The organism is Achromobacter sp. FW305-C-28, assembly GCF_058783235.1.
Genome location: NZ_JBYSYL010000015.1, coordinates 131,726 through 158,116, shown reverse-complemented (window position 1 = coordinate 158,116; position 26,391 = coordinate 131,726). Strand labels below are relative to the sequence as shown.

Here is a 26,391-nt window from a genome sequence, read left to right as displayed (position 1 = left end):
CGGATTCTGGGGAGGGCAGTGTGCTTGGCATGGCAGCCACGGTCAGAGTGGGGTGGGCGGGGTGGGACGGTGCCCGCGTCGTGCCGGCCGCGCGGGCGGCCTTACGACGCTTACGCGGCGTCTTGCGGGCGCCGATGACGTTCTCGCGTGTAGGTAGCGATGCTGGTGGTGTCAGAGACGCCGTCGGCATCAACAGTGCAGCCAGCTTCTATCGGCGCGGATGCCGTGGCGTTTCACGTGAGCGTGCAACGCCTGATGGGCGGCGCGCGAGACGGTTTGCATGCGCAAGCCAGTGCCTGCTCGCGCCGCCCATCACCGCCCCCTCCCCCCTAACTGCGAACCATTAGAAAACCCATCTCCAACAGCGCGAAGCGCCCCCGCAACACATTCCAGCAACGCAATGCCAAACGTGGCCGCCCGCGCGGCCGCGGCTTGGCGGCCCTGTAGATCTCCTACCCTGACCACAGGTCTAGCAGCGCCACAAACCCAGACACACGTAGCCCCTTGCGGCGGCGGCATGCGGAGTGGGCAACCTCGATGCGCCCAAGGGAATCCGTAGGGAAGGCCGAAGGCCTGGACGAGGATGACGCAGGGGGGGCCCGCCTAGGGCAGTCCGGAGCGAAGGCTCCGGACCGCAATCGTGGGCGCCCACTCCGCATGCCGCCGCCGCAAGGGGCGACCTACGAAGAACTGACCAACGCAGACCACCGCTGCAAAGACCAGCCTGCGAAGATCAAAACTACCGCGAATAAGCCGAAAACTTAGACTTCGAAATAGAAGTCGCCGCCACCTGTACATGCTGCGCCAATTCAGCCTCGACTCTTGCCACCGTCCACCGCGTCGTCGGCACAGAAATATTGATAGCAGCCACCGCCAACCCCCGATGGTCTATCACCGGCGCCGCCACCGAAATATCCCCAAGCACCGTTTCGTTCACGATGATTGCGTAGCCCTTCTCGGCCACGCGTTGCGCGCGTTCCAGCAGCTTGTCGGGGTTCACCTCTGTGTAGGGGGTGATGGGGTCCAGGCGGGTTTGGGACAGGATTTCGCGGCGCTGGTCGTCTGACAGGCGGGAGAGGATGGCCGTGCCAGATGCCGTGAAATAGGCGGGCAGGCGGCTGCCTACGGCGATGTCCACGTTGACCAGGTGATGGCCGGGGAAGCGGGCCACGAACACGATTTCGTGGCCGTCCAGTTCTTGCAGGTTCGTCGTTTCGCCCAGCGTGCGGCTGATGTCCAGCAGGTAGGGCGACGCCTTGTCGATCAGCTCGTTCGCGCGCACATAGTTGTACGAGAATTGCAGCACCTTCGGCGTCAGGCCGTAATTGCGCGTGTCGGGAATGCGGCGCAGATAGCCCAGCGTTTCAAGCGTGTAGACCAGGCGTTGCGTTGCACTGCGGTCCAGGCCGGATGCACGCGCGATGTCGGCCAGCGTCATGTGGCGCTTCGGGCCGTCGAATGCGTGCAGTACCTGGAAGGCTTTTTCGGTAGAGCCTACGAATAGCGAGGACCGGGTTTCGGTCGTTGCCTGCGTCTTGTCCGTATCATCGGGCTTGCGGTTGGGCACGGGAAACAGCCTATTCAGTGAAGGAACGTGCACGGACCGGGGCGCGCGATGCCGTCTTGCCGGAGACGACCGCGCGAAGTGCACACTATTTAATTGTAATTCAATTATTAATAGCGAATTCCAATGACTTAATAGCTCGGGACGCCGCGCCCTACCCTGCCAACGGCACCCCCGGTTGGCTGGCCGAACGCGTGCCCGGCAACGGGTGACAGGACTGCGGGTGATAGGTGTGCACCACCGACAGCTTCACGTGGTCGCTGCGGTTGCCTTGGGCGGCGTGCAGGGTGCGGCAATGGAAGAACACCACGTCGCCCGCTTGCAGTTCGGGGCAGACGGCGCGTGCGATCCAGTCCGCGTTTTCAGGCGCGTCGTCACGGAAGAATTTCTTGTCGTCGAATTGGTGGGGCTGAAACGCCGCCGCGTGCGAACCGGGAATGAACGACAGCCCGCCGTTCTCGCGCATCTCGGGGCCCAGGGCCAGCCAACAGGACACCAGATCCGTGTCGGAGAAAGACCAGTAGCGGATGTCCTGGTGCCAGCCCGTCAGGCTGCCGTAGGCCGGATGCTTCGTCATCACGCAGTTGTGGTGCACCGTCGACAGCACCGGCGCTTCGCCAAAATAGCGCGCCAGCGACTGGCCGATGCGGGGGTCCGTGGCCCATTGCGCGAACAGCGGGTCGCGGGCGTAGGCATTGAGCAGGCGCCGCACCGTCAGGCCGCCTTCGGCCGTGCGGGACTCGGGCGCGCCCGGGTAGCGCAGGTCCGCTTCGTATTCGATGGGCGCCACGTGGTCGTGCAGATGGCGTTCGGACAGCGCACGCAGCGCCTGGACCTGCGCCGCATCCACGAACTGGCGCGCCACGAAAAAGCCCTGCTCGCGCAGGACCGCTAATTCTTCATCTTGCAGTGACCCGGACATCTCGACCCTCACACCCCGCGGCGTAAGCTGCAAAGCGTCTGCGCACACGGCAGGCGCGTGCCGGGCAAGGCGCCGGCGAGCGCGGGGAGAGCTAGATTACCAAATGTGCGGGCCTGACCGTTATCAGAAATGCGGCCGCTATCCTGGGAAGAAGGCGGCCGTCAGCGCTACGAGGATCGGCATTCAATCAGACGCGTGCCTGTGCGTTCGGATAACCGGTGCAAGGACTCAGGTTGCCCTCAACCCGCCGGTGTCTTGTCGGGGGCTTGCGCGGCCCGCAAGCGTGCGGTGTCGCGTTCGACTTCTTCGTGGTGCACCCATTCGCGCCACACCGCCACCAGCAGCGCCATCAGCACCGGGCCGACGAACAGGCCCACGATACCCATGGTCTTGACGCCGCCCACCAGGCCGAAGAACGTCGGCAGGAACGGCAGCTTGACGGGGCCGCCCACCAGGCGGGGGCGCAGGGTCTTGTCAACGATGAAAAGCTCGACGCTGCCCCAGACCATCAGCGCGATGCCCGCCACCACGTGGCCCGAGCCCACCAGGTACAGCGACACCAGCGTGAACGACAGCGGCGCGCCGCCCGGGATCAGCGCCATGAAGCCGGTCACCACGCCCAGCAGCACCGGCGACGGCACGCCAGCCACCCAGTAGGCGATGCCCAGCACCAGGCCTTCGCCCAGCGCGATCAGGCCCATGCCCGTGACGGTGGAATTGATGGTGGCCGGCACCACGCGCGAAAAGCGCTGCCAGCGCGCGGGCAGGATGCGTTCGCCCAGCACGTCCAGTTGGGCCACCATGCGCACGCCGTCCTTGTAGACGAAGAACAGCGTGATCAGCATGAACAATACGGTCAGCAGCAACTGGAACACGTTGCCCGTGGCCGCCAGCACCATGCGGTAGATGTTGCCCAGGTGTTCGCCGCTGACGGCCTCGACCAGCGCGCCCAGCGCGTGGGGTTGGCCGATATAGGCTTCCCAGTATTCACCCAGGCGGTCGCCCACCACGGGCATCGAGGTGATCCAGGCGGGGACGGCCACGCCGTGCCGATTGGCCGCGATGGCCCAGGCAAAAAAGGTGCTGGCTTCCTTGATGGCGTACGACAGCGCCAGCGACAGCGGCACGATCAGCACCACGATGACCACCAGCAGCGCCAGCGAGGCGGCCAGCATCGTGCGGCCGCCGCAGCGGTCGACCAGGCGGCGGTACAGGGGCCAGCTGGCCAGGCCGATGATCAGCGCGGCCAGCGCGGGCACCAGGAATCCGCTAAGGAAATACACCCCCGCCAGCAAGACGAGGAGCAAAAGCCAACGGGCGATCAGGTAAGCGGGAAGTACAGGCTGCATAGAAGATCGACAGTGAATGCGTTTAGGCTTTGACTGTCGGACTATACATACGTTTCATGAAATACGAGGGACGCAAGCCCTGTATTCACTACGGGGTTTCCCGCGTTTTAGACGCTTTTGCCGACTACAACGCGTACTCGGCAGCCTCTTCCCGGGCGGTGCGGCGGCGCGGGGGCATTTCGGGCGAATTGGCGGCGGCCACGCCAGCCACGGCCATCTGCTTGGCCTGGCTGATCTGGCGTTGCTGGAACACGCCGCAGCTGACGGCAGCCGGATCGGTTTCGTCGCGGCCGCTCAAGAGCGGGCAGCTGGCGAACAATTCGGCGACCCAGTCGGCAAATGCCCGCACCTTGGGCGACAGCTGGCGGCTTTGCGGGTACAGCACCGAGATGGCCGTGGTGCTGGGCTTCCACTGAGGCAACACTTCGATCAGCTCGCCCGATTGCAGGTACGGCAGCGCCATGTAGCGCGGCGTCTGGATCAGGCCGAAGCCCTTCAGGCCGCAGTCCAGGTAGGCGCCGGCTTCGTTCACGGCGACGGTGCCGCGCATGTCGACTTCCTGGTGCTTGCCGTCGATCTTGAAGTCCCAGGGGCAATTGCGGCCGCTGCGGCTGGAGAAATAGTGCACCGCGTGGTGGTCGCGAAGGTCTTCGATGGTCTGTGGCATGCCGTGGCGCGCCACGTAGGTGGGCGACGCGCAGGTCACCGTCTGCAAGGTGCCAATGCGGCGCGCGACCAGGCTGGAATCTTCGAGGTCGCCGGCGCGGATGACGCAGTCCACGGCCTCTTGCACCATATCCACGGGGCGGTCGCCCAGGCCGAGCACCAGCTCGACGTCCGGGTATTTGTCGTGAAAATCACACAATGACGGGATGAGAATCAGCCGCCCGATACACGTGGGCACGTCGATGCGCAGGCGCCCTTTCAGGCGCAGGGCCGCTTCCTGGAAGCAGGCCTCGGTTTCTTCGACGTCGGCCAGAATGCGCACGCAGTGCTGGTAATAGCCCGCGCCGTCGGGCGTCAGGCCGATACGGCGCGTGGTGCGGTTGAGCAATCGCACGCCCAGCAGGCGTTCGAGATTCTGGATGATGGTCGTGACGGTGGTGCGCGGAAGCGAGAGGCTGTCGGCCGCCCGGGTGAAGCTATTGGCATCCACGACGCGCACAAACACCTGCATAGCCTGAAAACGGTCCATGGCGACGGTGTCCTATTGGGGCAGTTGGTCGGGGTGTACGGAGCATAACGCGTTTCCGGCCGGGATTAGACAAATCTGCCGAACAGTGTTGCCGAATAACACATGTTTATCCGCTCGGGCAAAACACTCAGAATTCAAACCATCTTGAAGTGCCCGTGCCGCCCGGCGCCATCAAAGGGCCTGTCAATCCTCAGATTCCGACCACGCGAGAGCCCGTCCCCCAAAGACACTCTCAGCCAAGGGAAACGTAACAGTGTTGCATGCTGCACCGCAGTATGACATCGGTGTTTCAGGACTGACAGACCCGCCGCGATGCCGCCCCCGCCGCCACCCGCCCCCCTCGCGGTCCCCGGCAAGTGCGCTTCACCCCGACACCACCCTCAAGGAACATCATGGTTTCGCGTAATCGTATTGCTGTGCTCGTCGTTTTCGCGGCCGTCATTGCGGCCGGCGGTAGCTACGCCCTGTTTCGCGCCCCTGCCGGCGCCAATGCTGCCCAGGCGCAAGGCGCCCCGGCGGCGCCTCCCGTCGAAGTGGCCGAAGTGGTCAGCAAGACCATCGTCGACTGGCAGCGGTATTCCGGTCGCCTGGAAGCCATCGACCGCGTGGACATCCGTCCGCTGGTCTCCGGCACCCTGACCGCCGTGCACTTCCAGGACGGCAGCATCGTCAAGAAGGGCGACGTCCTGTTCACCATCGACCCGCGTCCCTACGCGGCCGAAGTGGACCGCGCCGCCGCTGCCCTGACCGCCGCCAAGGCCCGCGCCTCGTACACGGCCACGGAACTGGCCCGCGGCCAGCGTCTGTTGACCGACAACGCCATCGCCCGCCGCGACTTCGAAGAAAAGCAGAACGCCGCCCGCGAAGCCGCCGCCAACCTGCAAGGCGCCCAAGCCGCGCTGGACTACGCCAAGCTGAACCTGGGCTACACCCGCATCGAAGCCCCCGTCGCCGGCCGCGTGTCGCGCGCGGAAGTCACGGTGGGCAACGTGGTCGCCGCCGGCGCCACCTCGGTGCCGCTGACGACGCTGGTGTCGGTCTCGAAGATGTACGCCTCGTTCGACGTCGACGAGCAGACCTTCCTGAAGTACGTGAACCCCGCCCGCAACGGCAAGGCTGGCTCGGTGCCGGTCGAGCTGGGCCTGGCCAACGAGGAAGGCTATTCGCGCACCGGTTTCGTGCAATCGGTGGACAACCGCCTGGACGCCACGTCCGGCACCATCCGCGTGCGCGCCGAGTTCGATAACGCCGACGGTTCGCTCCTGCCCGGCCTGTACGCCCGCATCCGCCTGGGCGGCAGCGACCCGCGCAGCGCCGTGCTGATCGACGAAAAAGCCATCGGCACCGACCAGGACAAGCGCTACGTGCTGGTGCTGGACGACAAGAACCACGCCAACTACCGCCAGATCAAGCTGGGCGCCAACCAGGAAGGCCTGCGGGTCGTGGATTCCGGCCTGGCCCCTGGCGACCGCATCGTGGTCAACGGCCTGCAGCGCGTACGCCCCGGCGACGCCGTCAGCCCGACCGTGGTGCCCATGGTCACGGCCCAGCGCAACCCGGTCAAGACCGCATCGGCCAACGCCAACTAAGCGGCCGGTGACAAGACAAGCAGAACGAGAACGTTCATGAATATCTCGAAATTCTTCATCGACCGGCCGATCTTCGCCGGGGTGTTGTCAATATTGGTGCTGCTGGGCGGCCTGCTGGCCATGTTCCAGCTGCCCATCTCGGAATACCCGGAAGTGGTGCCGCCGTCTGTGGTGGTGCGCGCGCAGTATCCGGGCGCCAACCCCAAGGTCATCGCCGAAACCGTCGCCTCGCCGCTGGAGGAATCCATCAACGGCGTGGAAAACATGCTGTACATGCAGTCGCAGGCCAACAGCGACGGCAACCTGACGCTGACGGTCAACTTCAAGCTGGGCGTGGACCCGGACAAGGCGCAGCAGCTGGTGCAGAACCGCGTGTCGCAGGCGCTGCCGCGCCTGCCGCCGGACGTGCAGCGCCTGGGCGTCACGACGACCAAGAGCTCGCCCACGCTGACGCTGGTGGTGCACCTGATCTCGCCCAACGACCGCTACGACATCACCTACCTGCGCAACTACGCGATCCTGAACGTCAAGGACCGCCTGGCGCGCATTACCGGGGTGGGTGAAGTGACGGTGTGGGGGTCGGGCAACTACTCCATGCGCGTCTGGCTCGACCCGCAAAAAGTCGCGCAGCGCGGCATGACGGCCAGCGAAGTCGTGGCCGCCATCCGCGAACAGAACGTGCAGGTAGCAGCCGGCGTGATCGGCGCGTCCCCGACCCAGGGCGACGTGCCGCTGCAGCTGAACGTGAATGCGCGCGGCCGCTTGCAGACCGAAGAGGAATTCCGCGACATCATCCTGAAGACCTCGCCCGACGGCGCCGTGACGCACCTGTCGGACGTGGCCCGCGTGGAACTGGACGCGCAGGAATATGGCCTGCGTTCGCTGCTGGACAACAAGCAGGCGGTCGGCATGGGCATCATGCAGTCGCCGGGCGCCAACGCGCTGGACGTGTCGTCCAAGGTGCGCGCCGCCATGGCCGAGCTGGCCCAGGACTTCCCGCCGGGCGTGGAATACCGCATCGAATACGATCCGACCCAGTTCGTGCGTTCCAGTATCGAAGCCGTGGTGCACACGCTGCTGGAAGCCATCGCGCTGGTGGTGCTGGTGGTGATCCTGTTCCTGCAGACCTGGCGCGCCTCGATCATCCCGCTGCTGGCGGTGCCGGTGTCCATCGTCGGTACCTTCGGGCTGCTGCTGATGTTCGGCTATTCGATCAACGCGCTGTCGTTGTTCGGGATGGTGCTGGCCATCGGGATCGTGGTCGACGATGCGATCGTGGTGGTGGAAAACGTAGAACGCAACATTGCGGCGGGCTTGAGTCCACGCGACGCGACCTATCGCGCCATGCGTGAAGTCAGCGGCCCCATCATCGCCATCGCCCTGACGCTGTGCGCCGTGTTCGTGCCGCTGGCGTTCATGACCGGCCTGACCGGCCAGTTCTACAAGCAGTTCGCCATGACCATCGCCATTTCGACGGTGATCTCGGCCTTCAACTCGCTGACGCTGTCGCCGGCCCTGTCGGCCCTGCTGCTCAAGAGCCACCACGACAAGCCGGACTGGCTGACCCGGGGCATGAACCGCGTGTTCGGCCGCTTCTTCAACTGGTTCAACAACATGTTCGGCCGCGCCTCCGAGAACTACGGCGTGGGCGTGTCCGGCGTGATACGCCGCAAGGCTGGCGCCATGGCGGTATACGTGGTGCTGGTGGCGGCCACGATCGGGGTGTCGTACCTGGTGCCCGGCGGTTTCGTGCCGGCGCAGGACAAGCAGTACCTGATCGGCTTTACCCAGCTGCCCAACGGCGCGTCGCTGGACCGCACGGAAGAAGTGATTCGCCAGATGAGCGACATCGCCCTGAAGGAACCGGGCGTGCAAAGCGCGATCGCGTTCCCCGGCCTGTCGATCAACGGCTTCACCAACAGCTCCAGCGCGGGCATCGTGTTCGTGGCCCTGAAGCCGTTCGACGAACGCAAGGGCGCGGCGCTGTCCGGCAATGCCATCGCGGCGTCGCTGAACCAGAAGTTCGGTGCCATCCAGCAGGCGTTCATCGCCGTGTTCCCGCCCCCGCCGGTGCTGGGCCTGGGGACGCTGGGCGGCTTCAAGCTGCAACTGGAAGACCGCGCGGCGCTGGGCTATGCCGAGCTGGACAAGGCCAAGCAGGCCTTCCTGGCCAAGGCTCGCCAGACGCCTGAACTGGGCCCCGCGTTCTCAAGCTACGAGATCAACGTGCCGCAGCTGGACGTCGACCTGGACCGCGTGAAGGCCAAGCAGCTGGGCGTGCCGGTGACCGAAGTGTTCGACACCATGCAGATCTACCTGGGCTCCATGTATGTCAACGACTTCAACCGCTTTGGCCGCGTGTTCCAGGTGCGGGCCCAGGCTGATGCGCCGTTCCGCGCCCACGCCGACGACATCCTGCAGCTCAAGACCCGCAATGCCGCGGGCGACATGGTGCCGCTGTCGTCGCTGGTGACGGTGAAGCAGACGTTCGGTCCGGAAATGGTGGTGCGCTACAACGGCTACACCGCCGCCGACATCAACGGCGGCCCGGCCCCCGGCTACTCGTCGGACCAGGCGCAAGCCGCGGCCGAGCGCGTGGCGGCGGAAACCCTGCCGCGCGGCGTGAAGTTCGAATGGACCGACCTGACGTACCAGCAGATCCTGGCGGGCAACGCCGGCCTGTGGGTGTTCCCGATCAGCGTGCTGCTGGTGTTCCTGGTGCTGGCCGCGCTGTACGAAAGCCTGACGTTGCCGCTGGCCGTGATCCTGATCGTGCCGATGAGCATCCTGGCGGCGCTGACGGGCGTGTACCTGACGGGCAACGACAACAACATCTTCACGCAGATCGGCTTGATGGTGCTGGTGGGCCTATCGGCCAAGAACGCGATCCTGATCGTGGAATTCGCCCGCGAGCTGGAAATGAACGACGGCCGCACGCCGCTGGAAGCCGCCATCGAGGCCAGCCGCCTGCGTCTGCGTCCGATCCTGATGACGTCCATCGCGTTCATCATGGGGGTCGTGCCGCTGGTGCTGTCGTCGGGCGCAGGCTCTGAGATGCGCCATGCCATGGGTGTCGCGGTGTTCTTCGGGATGCTGGGCGTGACGTTGTTCGGCCTGTTCCTGACGCCGGTGTTCTACGTGCTGCTGCGTTCGATGAGCGGCAAGACGCTGCACTCGGCCGCGCAGCATGAAGCGCCGGTGTGCGTGCCGCACATCGACCCGAACGCGCCGCCTGCCACGCAGCACAACGCCTGAACCAGCCTGGAAAAATAGCCAGCGCGCCCCGTCTTGAACGGCGGGGCGCGCGCCCAAGAGAATCGTCATGAAGACCAAAAGACTGATCCGCGGTTCCGCCCTGCTTGCCGTCCTGCTCGTGCTGGCCGGCTGCGCGGTGGGCCCGACTTATGAACGGCCCGCGGCCGCCGCGCCGGCGGCCTACAAGGAAGCCGCCCTGCCCGCTTCGGAAGCGGGCACCTGGAAGGCCGCCGAGCCGTCGGAAGACGCGCTGCGCGGCGCCTGGTGGAAGGTGTTCGGCGACGAAGGCCTGAACCAGTTGCAGGACGAGGCCCAAAAGGCCAACCAGAACCTGCAGGCCGCCGCGGCCCGCCTGAAGCAGGCCCGCGCGCTGCAACGCGAGGCCCGCGCCGGCTTCTTCCCGAGCCTGGACGCGGCCTTCGGCCCCAGCCGCCAACGCCCGTCGGCCGTGTCGCAAGGCCTGCCGGACGGCACGCCGACGAGCCCGAGCACGACCTGGCGCGCACAAGGCACGGTTTCCTACGAAGCCGACCTGTTCGGCCGCGTGGCCTCGACGTCGGACGCGGCGACCGCGGACGCGCAGCAAAGCGAGGCGCTGTACCGCTCGGTGCTGCTGGCGTTGCAAGCCGACGTGGCAAGCACGTATTTCCTGGTGCGCGAGCAAGACGCAGAATCGGCGCTGTACAACCAGACGGTGAAGCTGCGTACGGATACGCTGCAGCTGATCCAGCGCCGCTACGATGCGGGCGATATCAGCGAGCTGGACCTGGCCCGCGCCAAGGCCGAACTGGCTTCGGCGCAGTCGGAAGCGCTGGGCATCGACCGCCGCCGCGCGGCCGGCGAGCACGCGCTGGCAGTACTGCTGGGCCGCGCGCCGTCGGAATTCACGATGCCGCCGCAACCGATCCAGAAGGTGGCCCTGTCGATCCCGGCAGGCCTGCCGTCGACGCTGCTGGAACGCCGTCCGGACATCGCGGCCGCTGAACGCGCGATGGCGGCAGCAAACTCTCGCGTGGGCGCGGCGAAGTCGGCATTCTTCCCGCGTCTGGACATCACGGGCGCATTCGGCTACGAATCATCGGAACTGGGCAACCTGTTCCAATGGTCGAGCCGCACGTTCCTCTTGGGCCCGCTGGTAGGCGCCGCGCTGTCGATGCCGATCTTCGACGGCGGCCGCCGCCAGGCCGGCCTGGACCGCGCGCGCGCCGTCTACGAGGAAGACGTGGCGGTGTACCGCCAAACGGTCCTGAACGCGTTCCGCGAGGTGGAAGACAATCTGGCAAATCTGCGAATTCTGGCGGATCAGACGCGGGCGCAGGATGCCGCAGTGGAAGCATCGGCGCGGGCGGCGAAGCTCTCGCATACGCAATACCGTGAAGGCTCGATCAGCTATCTGGATGTGATCGAAGCTGACCGCAGTGTGCTGTTGCAGCAGCGGGTGGCGGTGCAGTTGAGTGGAGAGCAGGCTCGGTCGGCGGTGGATCTGATTCGGGCGATTGGGGGCGGGTGGGGGAATCCTGTGCCTGATGCTGTTGCTGCTAATCCTTGAGTGTTTGGTTTTTTCTGGGGCGGTTGCTTCGTAGGTCGCCCGGCGCGGGGGTGGCTTGCGGAGTGGGCGCCCACGATTGCGGTCCGGAGCCTTCGCTCCGGACTTCCCCGTTGTCATCGTCGTCCGCCTTCGGCTCCCTTCCGATTCCCTCGGGCGCATCGAGGTTGCCCACTCCGCAAGCCACCCCCGCGCCGGGCTACGGTTTTCGAGGCTTGTCGCGCTGCTAGACCTGTGTTCAGGGCATGAAACCTACAGGGCCGCCAAGCCGCGGCCGCGCGGGCGGCCACGTTTGGCATTCGTGTTGTTGACAGTGTTGCGAGGGCGCTTCGCGCTGTTGGAGATGGGTTTTCTAATGGTGTGCAGTCAGGGGGGGAGGGGGCGGTGATGGGCGGCGCGGCAGACTCTTGCTTGCGCATGCTGACCGTCTCGCGCGCCGCCCATCGGGCGCTGCGCATTCATGTTGAACGCCACGGCATCCGCGCCGCTACAGGCCAACAGCATTTCTGATGCCACCTGCTCCGCTCACACACAAGAGCGACATCGTCGCGCCACCAACCCCGCTACCCACACGCGAGAGCGGCATCGGCGCTCGCAAGACGCCGCGTAAGCTTCGTAAGGCCGCCCGCGCGGCCGGCACGAAGCGGGCACCGTCCCACCCCGCCCACCCCACTCTGACCGTGGCTGCCATGCCAAGCACACTGCCCTCCCCAGAATCCGAAGCTAATCCACAGTGTGAGCGCTTGGCGGGGGCGGCTGGCAGAGGGCGGGGCGTGTAGATGCGCCCGAGGGAATCGGAAGGGAGCCGAAGGCGGACGACGATGACGAAGGGGAAGTCCGGAGCGAAGGCTCCGGACCGCAATCGTAGCCCCGCCCTCTGCCAGCCGACCCCGCCAAGCGCGACTTAAGAACCCAAACCCAAGGCACACAAAAAACTCCCCCACGGTCCTACAATCACCGCCATGTCTACGACTCGCCTTTTCTACGCGCTCTGGCCTGACGCTCCGCTGGCCACCACGCTTGCCTCTTGGGCGGACCAGGCTCGCGCGCACGCGCAGGGGCGGGTCATGCGGACCGAGACCTTGCATATGACATTGGCGTTTCTTGGGGCGGTTGACCAGGAGATTGCTGACGAATTGATTGATGCCACGCCCTACCATCGGTTGATTCCGGGGGCGCTTACCTTGGATCAGTACGGGGTTTTTGCGCGGCAGCGCATCTTGTGGGCGGGGCCCAGCCAGGTGCCGGATCTGTTGCAGGCGACCCATGATGGGTTGTGGCTGTGGTTGTCGGCGTTTGGGTTGGTGCCGCCGACGCAGCCGTTTCGGCCGCATGTGACCTTGCTGCGCAATATCGAGTCGGTCGAGCCGCCGGCCGAGGTGCCTGCGCCGCAGGTGTGGCGTTATGACCGGATGGTGCTGGTAGCGTCGGAGTCGTCCACGGGGGGCAGCCGCTATCGCGTGGTGGCCCAATCGCGGCCACAGCCGGTTTAGGCGTCGCCTGGGTCTGGGAAGGCTCGGCTGACTGGGCTTGACGCACTCTGGCACAATCGAGCGCGTCGCAACGACTTAGGATCTTCATGATCATCCTGCTCGACCAAGACGGTGTGCTGGCCGACTTCGAACATGCTTTTATCGATGCCTGGAACGAGCGTCATCCCGATATTGCGCCGGTGGCGTTTGAAGACCGCAAGTCTTTCTACATTCGTGAAGACTATGCGCCGGAACTGCGGGGCATGGCCGAGGCCATCTATACCGCGCCGGGGTTCATTCGCAATCTGCCTCCCGTTCCGGGGGCGTTGGATGCGGTGAAGGAATTGCTGGCGCTGGGCATGGATGTGCGCATCTGCACGTCCCCGCTGTCGCAGTTCGAGAATTGCGTGGCCGAGAAGTACCTGTGGGTGGAAAAACACCTGGGGCGCGAGGCGACCAACCGGCTGATTCTGACCAAGGACAAGACGCTGGTGCAGGGAGACCTGCTGATCGATGACAAGCCGTTGATCCAGGGGGGCGTCCGGCCGCGCTGGAAGCACATTCTGTTCGATGCGCCGTATAACCGCGACGTGACCGACCGGCCGCGCATCAATTGGAGCAACTGGCGCAGCGTGCTGGCCGGCGAACTCTATCGGGCGGATGCCTGATCTGTTCAGCCGTCATGTTTTAGGACTATCCTGTGGTGCTGTATCCCCATTTCCTGGAGGAGCCTGCACCATGAATCTGCACCGTCTGCTCAAGCAGCGAGAAGCCGACCACAAGCCCTTGCGCGTAGCGCTGCTGGGCGCCGGAAAGTTTGGCGCGATGTTCATGAGCCAGGCTCCGCGCACGCCGGGCATGCGCCTGGTGGCGGTGGCTGACCTGGCGCCCGACCGGGCCCGCGCGGCGCTGACCCGGGTGGGGTGGCCGGCGACGGCGCTCAATGCGGCCAGCGTCAATGACGCGTTCAAGAACGGCAAGGTGTATTTCAGCGACGACCCGTACGCGGTCATCGCCAGCCCGGATGTCGATATCGTCATCGACGCCACCGGCCAGGCGGCCGCGGGCATCGGGCACGTGCTGGCCTGCTGCGAACATGGCAAGCACATCATCATGGTCAATGTCGAAGCCGACGCGCTGGCGGGGCCGTTGCTGGCGCGGCGCGCACGCGAGGCGGGCATTGTGTATTCGCTGGCCTATGGCGACCAGCCCGCGTTGATCTGCGAAATGGTGGACTGGGCGCGCGCCAGTGGCTTCGAGGTCATGGCGGCGGGCAAGGGCACCAAGTATCTGCCTGAATTCCATACGTCCACGCCGGACACCGTGTGGCCGTATTACGGCTTCACGGCCGAAATGGTGGCGGCCGGCGACTTCAATGCGCAGATGTTCAACAGCTTCCTGGATGGCACCAAGAGCGCCATCGAGATGGCGGCGGTGTCCAATGCCACGGGGCTGTTGCCGTCACCGTCCGGGCTGCACTTTCCGCCTTGCGGGGTGGATGACCTGGCGCGGGTGCTGCGGCCGCGCGAAGACGGCGGCATCCTGCATCATCGCGGGCAGGTCGAGGTGATTTCTTCACTTGAGCGCGATGGGCGGCCGGTGTTTCGCGACCTGCGCTGGGGCGTGTACGTGACGCTGGCGGCCGATAGCGATTATGTGCGCCGCTGCTTCAAGGAATACGGGCTGGTCACCGACCCCGGCGGTAACTACACCGCCATGTACAAGCCCTATCACCTGATCGGCCTGGAACTGGGCATCAGCGTGGCCAGCGTGGGGTTGCGCCGCGAGCCGACGGGTGCGCCGGCCGGCTGGCACGGCGACGTGGTGGCCACGGCCAAGCGCGATCTGCAGGCCGGGCAGTTGCTCGACGGCGAAGGCGGCTACACGGTGTACGGCCGCTTGATGCCAGCGCGCGATTCGGTCGAAGAAGGCTACCTGCCGCTGGGGCTGTCGCACCAGGTCAAGCTCAAGCACGCGGTGCGCCAGTCGCAGGCGATTCGCTGGAGCGACGTCGAATACGACGACCGCTCGCAGGCAGTGCAGTTTCGCCGCGAGATGGAACAGACCTTCGCTTGAGGCCTGGCCTGCGGCGGTCGATACAACGACTCGTCCGCCGCAGCGCGCTCATTCGTCCACGCCAACCGGGTTCATACCGGCGCCGGCCGTTCCGCCTGGAACAGCCGCAGCCGGTCGGCCGCGTTGCGCAGGTGCTGTTCGGCCGCGCGGCCCGCGGCGTCGGGATCGCCGTTTTCGATGGCGGCGAAGATCGCCTGGTGTTCGCTCTGCACTGCCGCCATGCGTTCGGCATACCGGCGCGCGGTGTTGTTGCGCGCGCTGCGGATGACGCGCCGCACATTGGCTTCCAGGTAGTCGTTCAGCGCCACCAGGTGCGGGTTGTGGGTGGCCTGCACGATGGACTGGTGGAACTGGTAGTCCTCTTCGTCGCCCAGCTTGTCGTTGATCAGCGCGTATTCCATGCCGACCAGCGCCTGGCGCATCTTTTTCAGGTCGGCGTCGGTGCGGCGCTGCGCGGCGTAGCGGGCGGCGGTGACTTCGATGGACAGCATCAGTTCCAGGATGTGTTCCAGGTCCTGGCTGTCGCCCGGGGACGGCGCGGCAATACGGAAGGCGTTGCGCTGGAAGTTCGGGTCGACGAAGACGCCGCTGCCTTGCTGCGACGTGATCAAGCCTTCGGACTTCAGGCGCGCCAGCGCCTCGCGCACCACGGCGCGGCTGACGGAGTAGATCTCGGTCAGTTGCTTTTCGGTGGGCAGGCGGTCGCCGGGCGCGAGCGCGCCCTGGCGGATCTGCTCGGCCAGCGCGTCGGCCACGCCCGCGGATAGCGAATGCTTGGGCGCGGCGCGTTGCGGGTCGGGGCCCCGCCGGTCCTGTTCGGATATGGGCTGCATGAGGTTCATTAAAACGTAAGGCGGCTCGCTGGGCGGCTACCTTGGGTTATAGGAGTTTTCGACGTTTCACTGCGGCCGCGCCCTTGAAAATTATAGGATTTTGCCGGGTTGCAGGGGCACGGCGGTTTGAGACTTTACGCGATATAGATGCCGCCGTTGACCTGCATGACTTCGCCCGTGACGAAGCCCGCCAGCGGTGAACACAGGAAGGCGATGGCGCCGGCGATTTCGTCGGCGGAGCCAAAGCGCTTGAGCGGGGTGCTTTCCAGCAACTGGGCGCCCTTCTGGCCGATCAGGTCGTGGGTCATGGACGTGGCGATGATGCCGGGCGCCACCGCGTTCACGCGGATCTGCGGCGCCAATTCCAGCGCCAGGCTGCGGGTGAAGCTCTGCACCGCGCCCTTGGACGCCGAATAGGCGGCGTGGGCGTAGCTGCCGCGCTGCGCGGCCAGCGAGGTCAGGAGCACGACCGAACCGTTCTGGCGCAGGTGGCGCTGGGCGGCGCGGCAGACGTAGAAGGTACCGTCCAGGTTCACGCCCATCAGCTTTTTCCAGGCCTCGTCGCTGGTGTCCTTGACCAGCTGTTCGGGGTAGATGCCAGCGCAGTGCACCAGGTGGTCCAGCCCGCCGAAGTGCTGCGCGGCGCGTTCCAGCACGCGGTCGCAGTCGGCCGAGGCCGATACGTCCAGCGCATGGGTGTAGACCCGCTGGCCGCTGGCGTCCAGCTCGGCGGCCACCTCTTCCAGGCGCGTCTTGTCGATATCGGTCAGCACCAGCCGGGCGCCGTGTGCGGCCATCAGCCGCGCGGTCGCCAACCCGATGCCATTGCCCGCGCCAGTGATGGCCACTACCTGTCCTTCGAACGAAATCATGCTGTCTCCAAAGCCTTGTTCGAGCGGCCCGCGCCGGATCCCGGCGGCCGCCCACGAATTCGATTGAACCGCCGAATCCGTTGCTTGACACGGGAAAAACGCTTGCCCTATGATTTATCGGACAACTTAACAAAGTTGCCTGACAACTTGTGATGAAAGCGTAAATCAAGCCGCGCTTCCAGGCAAGGGCGTCAGCAAAAAGCACGGCCTAGGGCCGCAGGACAGGCAGGGGACAACCAGGTGGACATCACCGGCAGCACTACCGTATTCGCGATCGCGGCAGACCCGATCGCGCACGTCAGGACGCCCCAGCGGCTCAATGCCCTGCTGCGCGAGCGCGGCGTGGACGGCGTGATGGTCCCCTTCCATGTCAGGGCCGCCGCGCTGCCCGCCCTGTTCGCGGGCCTGCGCGGCCTGGCCAACCTGGGCGGCATCGTCGTGACCGTGCCGCACAAGGAAAGCGCCGCCGCCCTGTGCGATGCGCTGACCCCGGCCGCGCAATTGATCGGCGCGGTCAACGCCGTGCGCCTGCAGGATGGCTGCCTGACCGGCGGCAACTTCGACGGACTGGGCTTCGTGGCCGGCCTGCGCAGCCAGGGCCACGACCCGGCCGGACGCCATGTCTACCTGGCGGGCCTGGGCGGCGCCGGCAAGGCCATCGCCTGCGCCATCGCCGAGGCCGGCCCGGCCAGCCTCTGCCTGTACAACCGTTCGCCGGACAAGGCCGAGGCCCTGGCCGAACGCCTGGCGCGCCATTACCCCGCGCTGGCCATCCGCGTGGGCGGCCCCCGCCCCGAGGCCTGTGACATCGCCATCAACGCGACCTCGCTGGGCCTGGCCGACACCGATCCCCTGCCCTTCCCGCTGGACGCCCTGGCGCCCGGCACCGTCGTGGCCGACGCCGTGATGAGCCGCGTCGACACGCCGCTGCTGCGCGCCGCCGCCGCACGCGGCTGCCGCACGCATCCCGGCTTGTACATGCTGGAAGGCCAGCTCACCGAAATTGCCCGCTTCCTGGGCATACAAGAGCCGCATCAAGCAGCTTGATTGATTCACGGACCCCACACTCCCGTCCCACGGAGGAGACACGCATGAAATTGGCTTTCACTACCGGCCTGCTGTGCCTGGCCGGCATTGCCGCATCCGCGCAGGCCGCGCCCGTCAAGATCGGCCTGATCGAAACGCTGTCGGGCCCGCAGGCCTCGACCGGCCTGATGTTTCGCGCCGCGGTCAAATATGAACTGGACCGCATCAATGCAGCGGGCGGCTGGAACGGCCAGCCGCTGGAACTGGTCGAATTCGACAACCAGGGCGGCCCGGTAGGCGCATCCGATCGCTTCCGCGCAGCGGCCGCCGAAGGCGTGCAGATCCTGGTGCAGGGCTCGTCGTCGGCCATCTCGGGCCAGCTGACCGAAGACGTGCGCAAGCACAACCTGCGCAACCCGGGCAAGGAAGTCGTCTTCCTGAACGTGGGCGGCGAAGCCCTGGAACTGACGGGCCAGAAGTGCCACTTCTATCATTTCCGCTTCACCACCAATGCCGACCTGCGCGTGAAGGCGCTGGCCTCGGTCATGTCGGCCGATGGCACGCTGGGCAAGCGCGTGTACGCCATCAACCAGAACTATTCCTGGGGCCAGGACATGGAAGACGCCACCGAGCGCTTTGCCAAGCAGTACGGCTATGAAGTGGTGGGCAAGACGCTGCATGAAGTCAACAAGATCCAGGACTTCGCGCCCTACGTGGCCCGCATCCGCGCCGCCACGCCGGACACCGTCATCACCGGCAACTGGTCCAACGACCTTCTGCTGCTCATGAAGGCCACGCAATCGGCCGGCCTGAAGGTGCGCTTTGCCACGGTGTTCCTGGACCAGGTGGGCAACCTGGCCAACGCCGGCGACGTGGCGCTGGGCCACTACATCGCCCACCCCTACAACATCGAAGCCGCGGGCGACGACGGCGCCAAGTTCGCCGAAGACTACAAGGCCAAGACCGGCCACTACCCCAGCTACACCGAACCGCAGACCGTCATCGGCATCACCTTCCTGGGCGAAGCGCTCAAGCAGGTCCAACCCAAGGACGGCAAGCTGTCGGTGCCGGACCTGGCCCGTGCACTGGAGAAGGTCACCTACACCTCGCCGCTGGGCACCTACACCATGCGCGCCGAAGACCACCAGGTGCAACTGCCGATGGTGGTGTCCAAGGTCAGCAAGAACGCCAAGTACAAGGCCGACGGCACCGACATGGGCTTCGAACCGGTCAAGGTGCTGGCCGCGGCGGACGTGTCCGCGCCGGTGCAGGCCACGTGCAAGATGGTGCGCCCGGACTGATGGACCCCGCCGCGGGCCCTGCTGCCTGCGGCGGCATCACAACAACGCTCACCGGCGCGGGGCCGGACAAAAACAGAGCGTGATGAATCGCCAGGCGCACAGCGCCTGGCGCAAGGAATTTGGAGCGGACATGGAATACTTTACGGTCTCGCTGTTGAACGGCGTGATCTACGGCCTGCTACTTTTCATGGTGTCGGCAGGCCTGACGCTGATCTTCGGCATGATGGGCGTGCTCAACTTCGCGCACGCCTCGTTCTACATGATAGGCGCGTACGCCGCCTACACCCTCGCGCCCGTCACCGGGTTCTGGACGGCGCTGGTGCTGGCCACCGTCATCGCGGGCGTGCTGGGCATGGGGGTGGAGCGCTTCTTCCTGCGCCGCGTGCACAAGTTCGGCCACGCCCAGGAACTGCTGGTGACCTTCGGCCTGGCGTTCATCGTCGCCGAGCTCATCAAGCTGTTCTACGGCGACTTCCCGGTCGACTACCGCGTGCCGGCCTTCCTGAATTTCGCGGCGTTCCGTGTGTTCGATGCCGACTATCCCTTCTATCGCCTGCTGATGGGCGGCGTGTCGCTGGCGATGTTCGCCGTGATCTACCTGCTGCTGTCGCGCACCCGCGTCGGCATCGTGGTGCGATCGGCCATCTACCGGCCGCGCATGGCGGAAGCCCTGGGCCACAACGTGCCGCTGGTGTTCATGAGCGTGTTCGGCGTGGGTGCGGCCATGGCCGGACTGGCCGGCGCCGTGGCCGGCGCCTTCTACACCACCAATCCGAACATGGCGCTGGAACTGGGCGTGCTGGTGTTCGTGGTGGTCGTGGTGGGCGGGTTGGGGTCACTGGGCGGCGCCATGATCGCATCGCTGCTGATCGGCCTGATCAGCTCGTTCTCGGTCGGCATCGACGCCAGCCTCGCAACCCTGTTCGGCCTGTTCGGGGCCGGCGAGTGGGCCGAAAGCGTGGGCGGTTTGATGACCGTGAAGATATCCAGCCTGGCCGCCACGCTGCCCTTCCTGCTGATGCTGGTGGTGCTGCTGGTCAAGCCGTCGGGCCTGAAAGGAGAGCAGGCATGAGCCGCGCCATGAGTTCCACTGGCCGCATATCGGCTGCCTTGCTGCTTGTCGTCTGTGTCGCCGCGCTGTGCGCCCTGCCCTGGCTGCTGCCGGCAGGCCAGCTGGTTGCGGCGGTGCAGATGCTGATCGCGGCGCTGTTTGCCTGCGCCTTCAACCTGCTGGCGGGCCAGGGCGGCATGCTGTCGTTCGGCCACGCGGCGTATTTCGGCGTGGGCACCTTCGCCACCATCCACGCCATGAACGCGCTGGGCGGCGCGGGTCTTCTGCCCACGCCCTTGATGCCGCTCGCCGGCGGCGTGGCCGGCCTGCTGTTCGGCCTGGTCGCCGGCTGGTTCGCCACCATGCGGTCCGGCGTGTATTTTTCGATGATCACGCTGGCGCTGGCCGAACTGCTGCACGCGCTGGCCCCGCACCTGAAAGGCGTGTTCGGCGGAGAAGCGGGCCTGTCGGCCATGCGCATGCCGGCCTGGGGCTTTTCCTTCGGGTCCGACATCGAGGTGTACTTCCTGGTGCTGGCCTGGGTGCTGGTGTCGCTGGCCGCGTTGTACGGGCTGACCCGCACGCCGCTGGGCCGCCTGACGCTGGGCCTGCGCGAAAACGCCCACCGCCTGCGCTACCTGGGCTACCGGCCGCACACGCTCAAGACCCTGGTGTTCGCCTTGTCTGCCATGTTTGCCGGCATTGCCGGCGGCTTGCAGGCGCTGAACATCGAAGCCGGCAACTACGTGCTGTTCGAGGTCAAGCTGTCCACCGACGCGGTGCTGTTCGCCTATATCGGCGGCGTCAACGCGTTCCTGGGCCCGGTGCTGGGCGCATCGATCCTGACCTTCCTGTCGCAGACGCTGGCCGACATCACCCGTTCGTGGCTGCTGTACCAGGGCGTGCTGTTCGTGCTGGTGATGCTGTTCGTGCCGGACGGGCTGGTGGGCCTGGTGCAGCGCGCCGCCAAGTCGCTGCGCGAGCGCGGGCTGGCCGACTGGCTGCCGCGCGCCGCCGTGTCGGTCGCCAGCGGCCTGCTGCTGACGGCCGCCACGGTCTTCAGCGTGGAACTGCTGCAACGCATGTTCGCCCGCGACTACCGTGCGCTGCTGGCGATGAACCCCGATGCCGGCTGGCCCGCCATCGCGCTGTTCGGTCGCGATTGGGCGCCGCTGGCGCTGTCCACCTGGCTGGTGCCGCTGGCGTTGTTCGCCGCCGGCCTGGCCGCCTGCCGCTGGGCCATCGCCCTGTGGCGTAGCGGCAGCGATGCCGCGCCCGTGCTGGAGGCCGCGCGATGAGCCACGAAATCCTGACACTGACGGATGTGCGCAAGTCGTTCGGCGACGCACAGATCATCCGCGGCGTGAACCTGCAGGTGGAAGCCGGCGAACGCCATGCCGTCATCGGACCCAACGGCGCCGGCAAGTCGACACTGTTTCACCTGATGTCCGGCTCGTTCGCGCCGACCTCGGGCGACATCACCTTACGTTCGCGTTCCATCGGCGGCCTGCCGCCCGAGCAGATCAACCGCCTGGGACTGGCGCGCTCGTTCCAGATCACCAACGTATTCCCGCGCCTGTCGGTGCGCGAGAACCTGCGCCTGGCGGTGCTGCGCATGCACGGGCTGGTCTACAACTTCTGGCGCCCCATCGCCCGCCACCGCGCGGTGAACGAGAACGTTGAGCAGTTGCTGGAAAAGGTGCGCCTGGCGCCCAAGCAGCACACCGCGGCAGGCGACCTGAACTATTCCGAGCAGCGTTCGCTGGAAATCGGCATGACGCTGGCTTCGCGCCCCAAGGTGATCCTGCTGGACGAACCCATGGCGGGCATGTCGCAGCACGAGGTCGACTACACCGTCGAACTCATCAAGGACGTGACGCGCGACTGCACGCTGCTGATCGTCGAGCACGACATGCAGGTGGTGTTCTCGCTGGCCGACCGCATCAGCGTGCTGGTCTACGGCGAAATCCTGGCCACCGGCACGCCGGCCGAGATCCGCGGCGACGCCCGCGTGCGCGAAGCCTACCTGGGAGAGGAAACGGTATGAGCATGCAATCCCCCCTGCTGGCGCTGCAAGGCGTGCACGCCCACTATGGCAAGAGCCACATCCTGCACGGCATCGACCTGACGGTGAATCGCGGCGAAGTGGTCAGCCTGCTGGGCCGCAACGGCGCGGGCCGTTCCACCACCATGAAGAGCATCATGGGACTGGTGGACGTGACCGCCGGCCAAATCACCGTGGAAGGCCGCGACATCACCGGCAAGCGTCCCTTCGAGATCGCGCGCGCCGGGCTGGGCTTCGTGCCGGAAGAACGCGAGGTCTTCGCCAACCTGACGGTGGACGAGAACCTGCGCATGGGCGAACAGCCGCCGCGCCCCGACGCGCCCGCCTGGACGATCGAGCAGATGTTCGGCTACTTCCCCCGCCTGAAGGAACGACGCAACACCCGCGCCGGCAACCTGTCCGGCGGCGAACAGCAGATGCTGACCATGTGCCGCTCGTTGCTGGGCAACCCCAAGGTCATGCTGATCGACGAGCCCACCGAAGGGCTGGCGCCCAAGATCGTGGAAGTGATCGCCGACGTGATCCGCGACATCCACCAGCGCGGCGTATCGGTGGTGCTGGTCGAACAGAAGCTGACCATCGCGCTGAAGGTCTCGACCCGCGTCAGCGTGATGGGCCACGGCCGCATTGTTTTCGAAGGCCCGCCCGCGCAATTGCACGAGCGCCAGGACGTTGTGCAGGAATGGCTGGCCGTCTGACGCCGCCCGCGAACCTGCTCACGACATACCTCCATCACGCACCGTTAAAGGCAAGCACTTGGACACGACCCCTGAAGTACCGCAGTCCGACGTCATCCACCCCGATCTGCGCGGCAAGACCGTGGTGATCACCGGCGGCGCCAAAGGCATCGGCTACGCCACCGCCCAGGCCTTCGTTCGCCAGGGCGCGCGTGTCGCGCTGCTGGACACGGACCCGGCCGCGCTGGGCGAGGCCGTGGCCGGCCTGCAGGCCGTCGGCGGCGAAGCCCTGGCCGCGCAGGCCTCGGTCACTGACGCCGATGCCGTGGAGCGCGCATTCGCCCAGGTCGAACAGGCCTGGGGCCGCATCGACGTGCTGGTCAACAACGCCGGCATCTCGGCCAACAAGCCCACGCTGGACGTCACGGTGGACGAATGGCGTCGCGCCGTCGACATCAACCTGACCGGCGTGTTCCTGTGCGCCCAGGCCGCCGGGCGCCGCATGGTGCCCAAGGGCGAGGGCTGCATCATCAACCTGGCGTCCATGTACGGCGTGGTGGCGGCGCCCGACCGCGCGGCCTACTGCGCCACCAAGGGCGCGGTGGTGCTGCTGACCGAGACGCTGGCCGTGGAATGGGGCCCGCAAGGCGTGCGCGTCAACGCGCTGGCGCCAGGCTACGTGGAAACGGACCTGGTGCGCGACCTGGCCGCGCGCGGCCGCCTGGACCCCGAACGCCTCAAGCAGCGCACGCCGCTGCGCCGCATGGCGCAGCCGGCCGAAATGGCCGACCTGGCGGTCTTCCTGGCCTCGCGCCAGGCCGCCTACATCACCGGACACACCCTGGTGGCCGATGGCGGCTGGAGCCGCTACAGCTACCTCTGACCGCATCGACGCTTACCTATCTTCTGGAGATTCACTCATGGCCACCTACCAACCGCTCGGCTCGCAAGCGCCCTGGCGGCAATTGACGGTCGACGCCAGCGACTGGCAGCAGGCGGACCCCGCGCTGCTGGCCACCATGCTCACGCAGCTGCACTGGATTCGCGCCTTTGAAGAGGCAGTGCTGGACCTGGCCGCCGCAGGCCTGGTGCACGGCCCGGCGCATTCGTCCGTGGGGCAGGAAGGCGGCGCCGTCGGTTCGGTGCTGGCGCTGGGCGCCGGCGACCAGATCAACGGCTCGCATCGCGGCCACCACCAATTCCTGGCCAAGGCCTTGCAGCATGTTGCGCCGCTGGGCCTGGACCCGCGCCACCCGCTCACGCCCGCCATCGACGAAGTGCTGCACAAGACGCTGGCCGAGATCATGGGCCTGGCGCAAGGGTATTGCCGCGGCCGCGGCGGCAGCATGCACTTGCGCTGGCTGGAAGCCGGCGCGCTGGGCACCAACGCCATCGTCGGCGGCGGCGTGCCGCTGGCGGCCGGCGCGGCCTGGGCGCATCGCCATGCCGGCACCGACCGCGTGGCCGCCACCTACTTCGGCGACGGTGCGGTGAACATCGGCTCGGTGCTGGAAACGATGAACCTGACTGCCGCGTGGAAAACGCCGCTGTGCTTCTTCATCGAAAACAACCGCTACGCCGTGTCCACCACGGTGGAAGAATCCACCGCCGAGCCGCGCCTGTCGGCCCGCGGCCAGGCCTTCAACATCCCGGCCTGGCAGGTCGACGGCATGGACCCCCTGGCTGTGCACCTGGCCATGTCCGAAGCCGTGGCCCACATGCGCGCCGGCAACGGCCCGACCATCATCGAAGTGGATGTGTACCGCTTCTTCCACCAGAACGGCCCCTTCCCCGGCAGCGCCTTCGGCTACCGCAGCAAGGAAGAAGAAGCGGCGTGGCGCCGCCGCGATCCGCTGGACAGGATCGCCGCCGAGATGATTGGCCGCAAGCTCGTCACCCAGGCCGAGGTCGATGCGCTGCGCCAGCAGTGCAAGGACGTGATGAAGGACGTGTCGGCCCGCCTGACCGAAGCGGCCGACGGCGGCAAGCGCCGCGTGCGCGCCGATCTGTGGCCGCGCCCCGACTTCCGTGACGTGGGCCTGCGCAGCGACGGCGCGGAACTCGAAGGCCTGCGCTACCAGGACGTCGCCGACCACACCGGCGCCCGCGTCGAGCGCAAGTTCGTCGATGCCGTGGCCGACGTGCTGGACCGCCGCATGGAAACGGACCCGGGCGTCGTCGTGCTGGGCGAAGACGTGCACCGGCTGAAGGGCGGCACCAACGGCGCCACCCGCGGCCTGAAGGACAAGTACCCCGACCGTGTGCTGGGCACGCCCATTTCCGAAAACGCCTTCGCCGGCCTGGGCGGCGGCCTGGCCATGGACGGCCGCTACAAGCCGGTGGTGGAATTCATGTACCCCGACTTCATGTGGGTCGCGGCCGACCAGATCTTCAACCAGATCGGCAAGGCCCGCCACATGTTCGGCGGCGACATCGACGTGCCTTTCGTCTTGCGCACCAAGGTCGCGATGGGCACGGGCTACGGTTCGCAGCACTCGATGGACCCGGCGGGCGTGTTCGCCACCGCGCCCGGCTGGCGCATCGTCGCCCCATCCACGCCCTACGAATACATCGGCCTGATGAACACCGCGCTGGCCTCCAAGGACCCGGTGCTGGTGGTCGAACACGTGGACCTGTACGCCTCGTCCGGCGACGTGCCTGATGGCGACCTGGACTACGCCATTCCCTTTGGCCGCGCCCGCGTGCGCCGCAGCGGCAACAAGGTCACGGTGCTGACCTACCTGTCGATGGTCAGCCGCGCCCTGAAGGCGGCCGAAGACGCCGGCGTGGACGCCGAAGTGATCGACCTGCGCACGCTGGACCGCGCCAGCCTGGACTGGGACACCATCGGCGCCAGCATCCAGAAGACCAACAACGTGCTGATCGTGGAACAAGGCGCGCGCGGCACCTCGTACGGCGCCATGCTGGCCGACGAAATCCAGCGCCGCTACTTCGACTGGCTGGACCAGCCGGTCAAGCGCGTCACCGGCGGCGAAGCCTCGCCCAGCATTTCCAAGGTGCTGGAACGTGCAGCCTTTGCCGATACCGAAGAAGTCATCGACGGCCTGGCCGACGTGTTGGCCGACCTGGGAGAACAGGCATGAGCGCACCCCTGGACATGACCGTGCCGATGGAAGTCGGCCTGTGCTGCGCCGACCTGGACGCCATGCTGGCGTTTTACACCGACGTGGTGGGCCTGACGCTGGTGAACCGAGTGAGCGTGCCCGCCGACAAGGCCCGGGCCACCGGCCTGACGCAACACGGCTACGACGTGGCGCGCCTGCAAACGAGCTACGGCGAACGCATCAAGCTGCTGCAACCCGCCACGGCGCCGGAAGCGGCCGTGCGCGGCGCCGCCATCCTGGACCGCCAGGGCACGACGTACCTGACCTTCATCGTGAAGGACCTGTCCGGCACCGTCGCCCGCCTGCAATCGCGCGGCGTGGTCTTCGACAGCGCGCCCGCGCCGATGCAAGTGCGCCCCGGCACCTGGCTGGCGTTCTTCCGCGACCCCGAAGGCAATGTGCTGGAACTGGTCGAATACGACGACCCGGCGGCCTACCGGCCCGACCTGGCCGCGCACGCAGAATAGGACGAA

The 26,391-nt window shown here is 66.6% G+C and carries 21 protein-coding genes; 15 read left to right on the top strand and 6 right to left on the bottom strand.

The window, feature by feature from the left end:
- Positions 1–739: 739 nt before the first annotated feature.
- The 4 genes from AC3WMR_RS27825 to AC3WMR_RS27810 all read right to left on the bottom strand — a co-directional run bounded on the left by AC3WMR_RS27825 (position 740) and on the right by AC3WMR_RS27810 (position 5,030).
- Positions 740–1,567 (bottom strand): IclR family transcriptional regulator, encoded by an 828-nt coding sequence (locus tag AC3WMR_RS27825; RefSeq protein ID WP_492266964.1) that lies wholly within the window; start codon positions 1,565–1,567, stop codon positions 740–742.
- A gap of 151 nt (positions 1,568–1,718) precedes the next feature.
- Positions 1,719–2,486 carry a phytanoyl-CoA dioxygenase family protein gene (locus AC3WMR_RS27820; protein WP_492266963.1) on the bottom strand — a complete coding sequence of 256 codons (768 nt, stop codon included), beginning with the start codon at positions 2,484–2,486 and terminating at the stop codon, positions 1,719–1,721.
- A 239-nt stretch (positions 2,487–2,725) separates the two neighbouring features.
- Positions 2,726–3,835, bottom strand: a complete 1,110-nt coding sequence (locus tag AC3WMR_RS27815; protein WP_492266962.1) for an AI-2E family transporter — start codon at positions 3,833–3,835, stop codon at positions 2,726–2,728.
- 124 nt (positions 3,836–3,959) lie between these two features.
- Entirely contained in the window at positions 3,960–5,030 is a 1,071-nt protein-coding gene (locus AC3WMR_RS27810) for a LysR family transcriptional regulator (protein ID WP_025138252.1), read from the bottom strand.
- A gap of 392 nt (positions 5,031–5,422) precedes the next feature.
- On the opposite strand from AC3WMR_RS27810, the gene AC3WMR_RS27805 reads away from it, so the two are divergent.
- The 6 genes from AC3WMR_RS27805 to AC3WMR_RS27780 all read left to right on the top strand — a co-directional run bounded on the left by AC3WMR_RS27805 (position 5,423) and on the right by AC3WMR_RS27780 (position 14,968).
- Positions 5,423–6,619, top strand: a complete 1,197-nt coding sequence (locus AC3WMR_RS27805) for an efflux RND transporter periplasmic adaptor subunit (protein ID WP_175191694.1) — start codon at positions 5,423–5,425, stop codon at positions 6,617–6,619.
- A 36-nt stretch (positions 6,620–6,655) separates the two neighbouring features.
- On the top strand, positions 6,656–9,874 hold the full coding sequence (locus AC3WMR_RS27800; RefSeq protein WP_492266961.1) for an efflux RND transporter permease subunit: 3,219 nt from the start codon (positions 6,656–6,658) through the stop codon (positions 9,872–9,874).
- Positions 9,875–9,941: 67 nt separating this feature from the next.
- Positions 9,942–11,423, top strand: coding sequence for an efflux transporter outer membrane subunit (locus tag AC3WMR_RS27795; protein ID WP_175191692.1), 1,482 nt, complete (start codon positions 9,942–9,944; stop codon positions 11,421–11,423).
- Positions 11,424–12,382: 959 nt separating this feature from the next.
- Positions 12,383–12,913: an RNA 2',3'-cyclic phosphodiesterase gene (gene thpR / locus AC3WMR_RS27790; RefSeq protein WP_492266305.1), complete on the top strand. Its 531-nt coding sequence runs from the start codon at positions 12,383–12,385 to the stop codon at positions 12,911–12,913.
- A gap of 86 nt (positions 12,914–12,999) precedes the next feature.
- A complete protein-coding gene (locus tag AC3WMR_RS27785; RefSeq protein WP_492266304.1) occupies positions 13,000–13,560 on the top strand; it encodes a 5'-3'-deoxyribonucleotidase in 561 nt (186 codons plus the stop codon).
- 70 nt (positions 13,561–13,630) lie between these two features.
- On the top strand, positions 13,631–14,968 hold the full coding sequence (locus AC3WMR_RS27780; RefSeq protein ID WP_175220190.1) for an NAD(P)H-dependent oxidoreductase: 1,338 nt from the start codon (positions 13,631–13,633) through the stop codon (positions 14,966–14,968).
- 71 nt (positions 14,969–15,039) lie between these two features.
- Here the strand turns inward: AC3WMR_RS27780 and AC3WMR_RS27775 are convergent, their stop codons facing one another.
- The gene (locus AC3WMR_RS27775; RefSeq protein ID WP_492266303.1) at positions 15,040–15,801 is read right to left on the bottom strand and encodes a FadR/GntR family transcriptional regulator; all 762 of its coding nucleotides are present in this window, start codon (positions 15,799–15,801) and stop codon (positions 15,040–15,042) included.
- Positions 15,802–15,935: 134 nt separating this feature from the next.
- Positions 15,936–16,673 carry an SDR family NAD(P)-dependent oxidoreductase gene (locus AC3WMR_RS27770; RefSeq protein WP_492266302.1) on the bottom strand — a complete coding sequence of 246 codons (738 nt, stop codon included), beginning with the start codon at positions 16,671–16,673 and terminating at the stop codon, positions 15,936–15,938.
- A gap of 240 nt (positions 16,674–16,913) precedes the next feature.
- On the opposite strand from AC3WMR_RS27770, the gene AC3WMR_RS27765 reads away from it, so the two are divergent.
- The 9 genes from AC3WMR_RS27765 (at position 16,914) to AC3WMR_RS27725 (ending at position 26,385) form a co-directional block, all read left to right on the top strand.
- On the top strand, positions 16,914–17,720 hold the full coding sequence (locus AC3WMR_RS27765; protein WP_492266301.1) for a shikimate dehydrogenase family protein: 807 nt from the start codon (positions 16,914–16,916) through the stop codon (positions 17,718–17,720).
- A 44-nt stretch (positions 17,721–17,764) separates the two neighbouring features.
- Positions 17,765–19,000: a branched-chain amino acid ABC transporter substrate-binding protein gene (locus tag AC3WMR_RS27760; RefSeq protein ID WP_492266300.1), complete on the top strand. Its 1,236-nt coding sequence runs from the start codon at positions 17,765–17,767 to the stop codon at positions 18,998–19,000.
- Between the two features lie 130 nt (positions 19,001–19,130).
- Positions 19,131–20,072 carry a branched-chain amino acid ABC transporter permease gene (locus tag AC3WMR_RS27755; RefSeq protein ID WP_492266299.1) on the top strand — a complete coding sequence of 314 codons (942 nt, stop codon included), beginning with the start codon at positions 19,131–19,133 and terminating at the stop codon, positions 20,070–20,072.
- On the top strand, positions 20,069–21,349 hold the full coding sequence (locus tag AC3WMR_RS27750; RefSeq protein WP_492266298.1) for a branched-chain amino acid ABC transporter permease: 1,281 nt from the start codon (positions 20,069–20,071) through the stop codon (positions 21,347–21,349). Before AC3WMR_RS27755 ends, AC3WMR_RS27750 begins: the two co-directional genes overlap by 4 nt.
- Positions 21,346–22,098, top strand: coding sequence for an ABC transporter ATP-binding protein (locus AC3WMR_RS27745; RefSeq protein ID WP_492266297.1), 753 nt, complete (start codon positions 21,346–21,348; stop codon positions 22,096–22,098). Before AC3WMR_RS27750 ends, AC3WMR_RS27745 begins: the two co-directional genes overlap by 4 nt.
- A complete protein-coding gene (locus tag AC3WMR_RS27740; RefSeq protein WP_025138266.1) occupies positions 22,095–22,814 on the top strand; it encodes an ABC transporter ATP-binding protein in 720 nt (239 codons plus the stop codon). Before AC3WMR_RS27745 ends, AC3WMR_RS27740 begins: the two co-directional genes overlap by 4 nt.
- A gap of 58 nt (positions 22,815–22,872) precedes the next feature.
- On the top strand, positions 22,873–23,676 hold the full coding sequence (locus AC3WMR_RS27735) for an SDR family NAD(P)-dependent oxidoreductase (RefSeq protein ID WP_492266296.1): 804 nt from the start codon (positions 22,873–22,875) through the stop codon (positions 23,674–23,676).
- Between the two features lie 37 nt (positions 23,677–23,713).
- A complete protein-coding gene (locus tag AC3WMR_RS27730; RefSeq protein WP_492266295.1) occupies positions 23,714–25,897 on the top strand; it encodes an alpha-ketoacid dehydrogenase subunit alpha/beta in 2,184 nt (727 codons plus the stop codon).
- The gene (locus tag AC3WMR_RS27725; protein ID WP_492266294.1) at positions 25,894–26,385 is read left to right on the top strand and encodes a VOC family protein; all 492 of its coding nucleotides are present in this window, start codon (positions 25,894–25,896) and stop codon (positions 26,383–26,385) included. The genes AC3WMR_RS27730 and AC3WMR_RS27725 overlap by 4 nt, the downstream gene beginning before the upstream one ends.
- Positions 26,386–26,391: the final 6 nt, after the last annotated feature.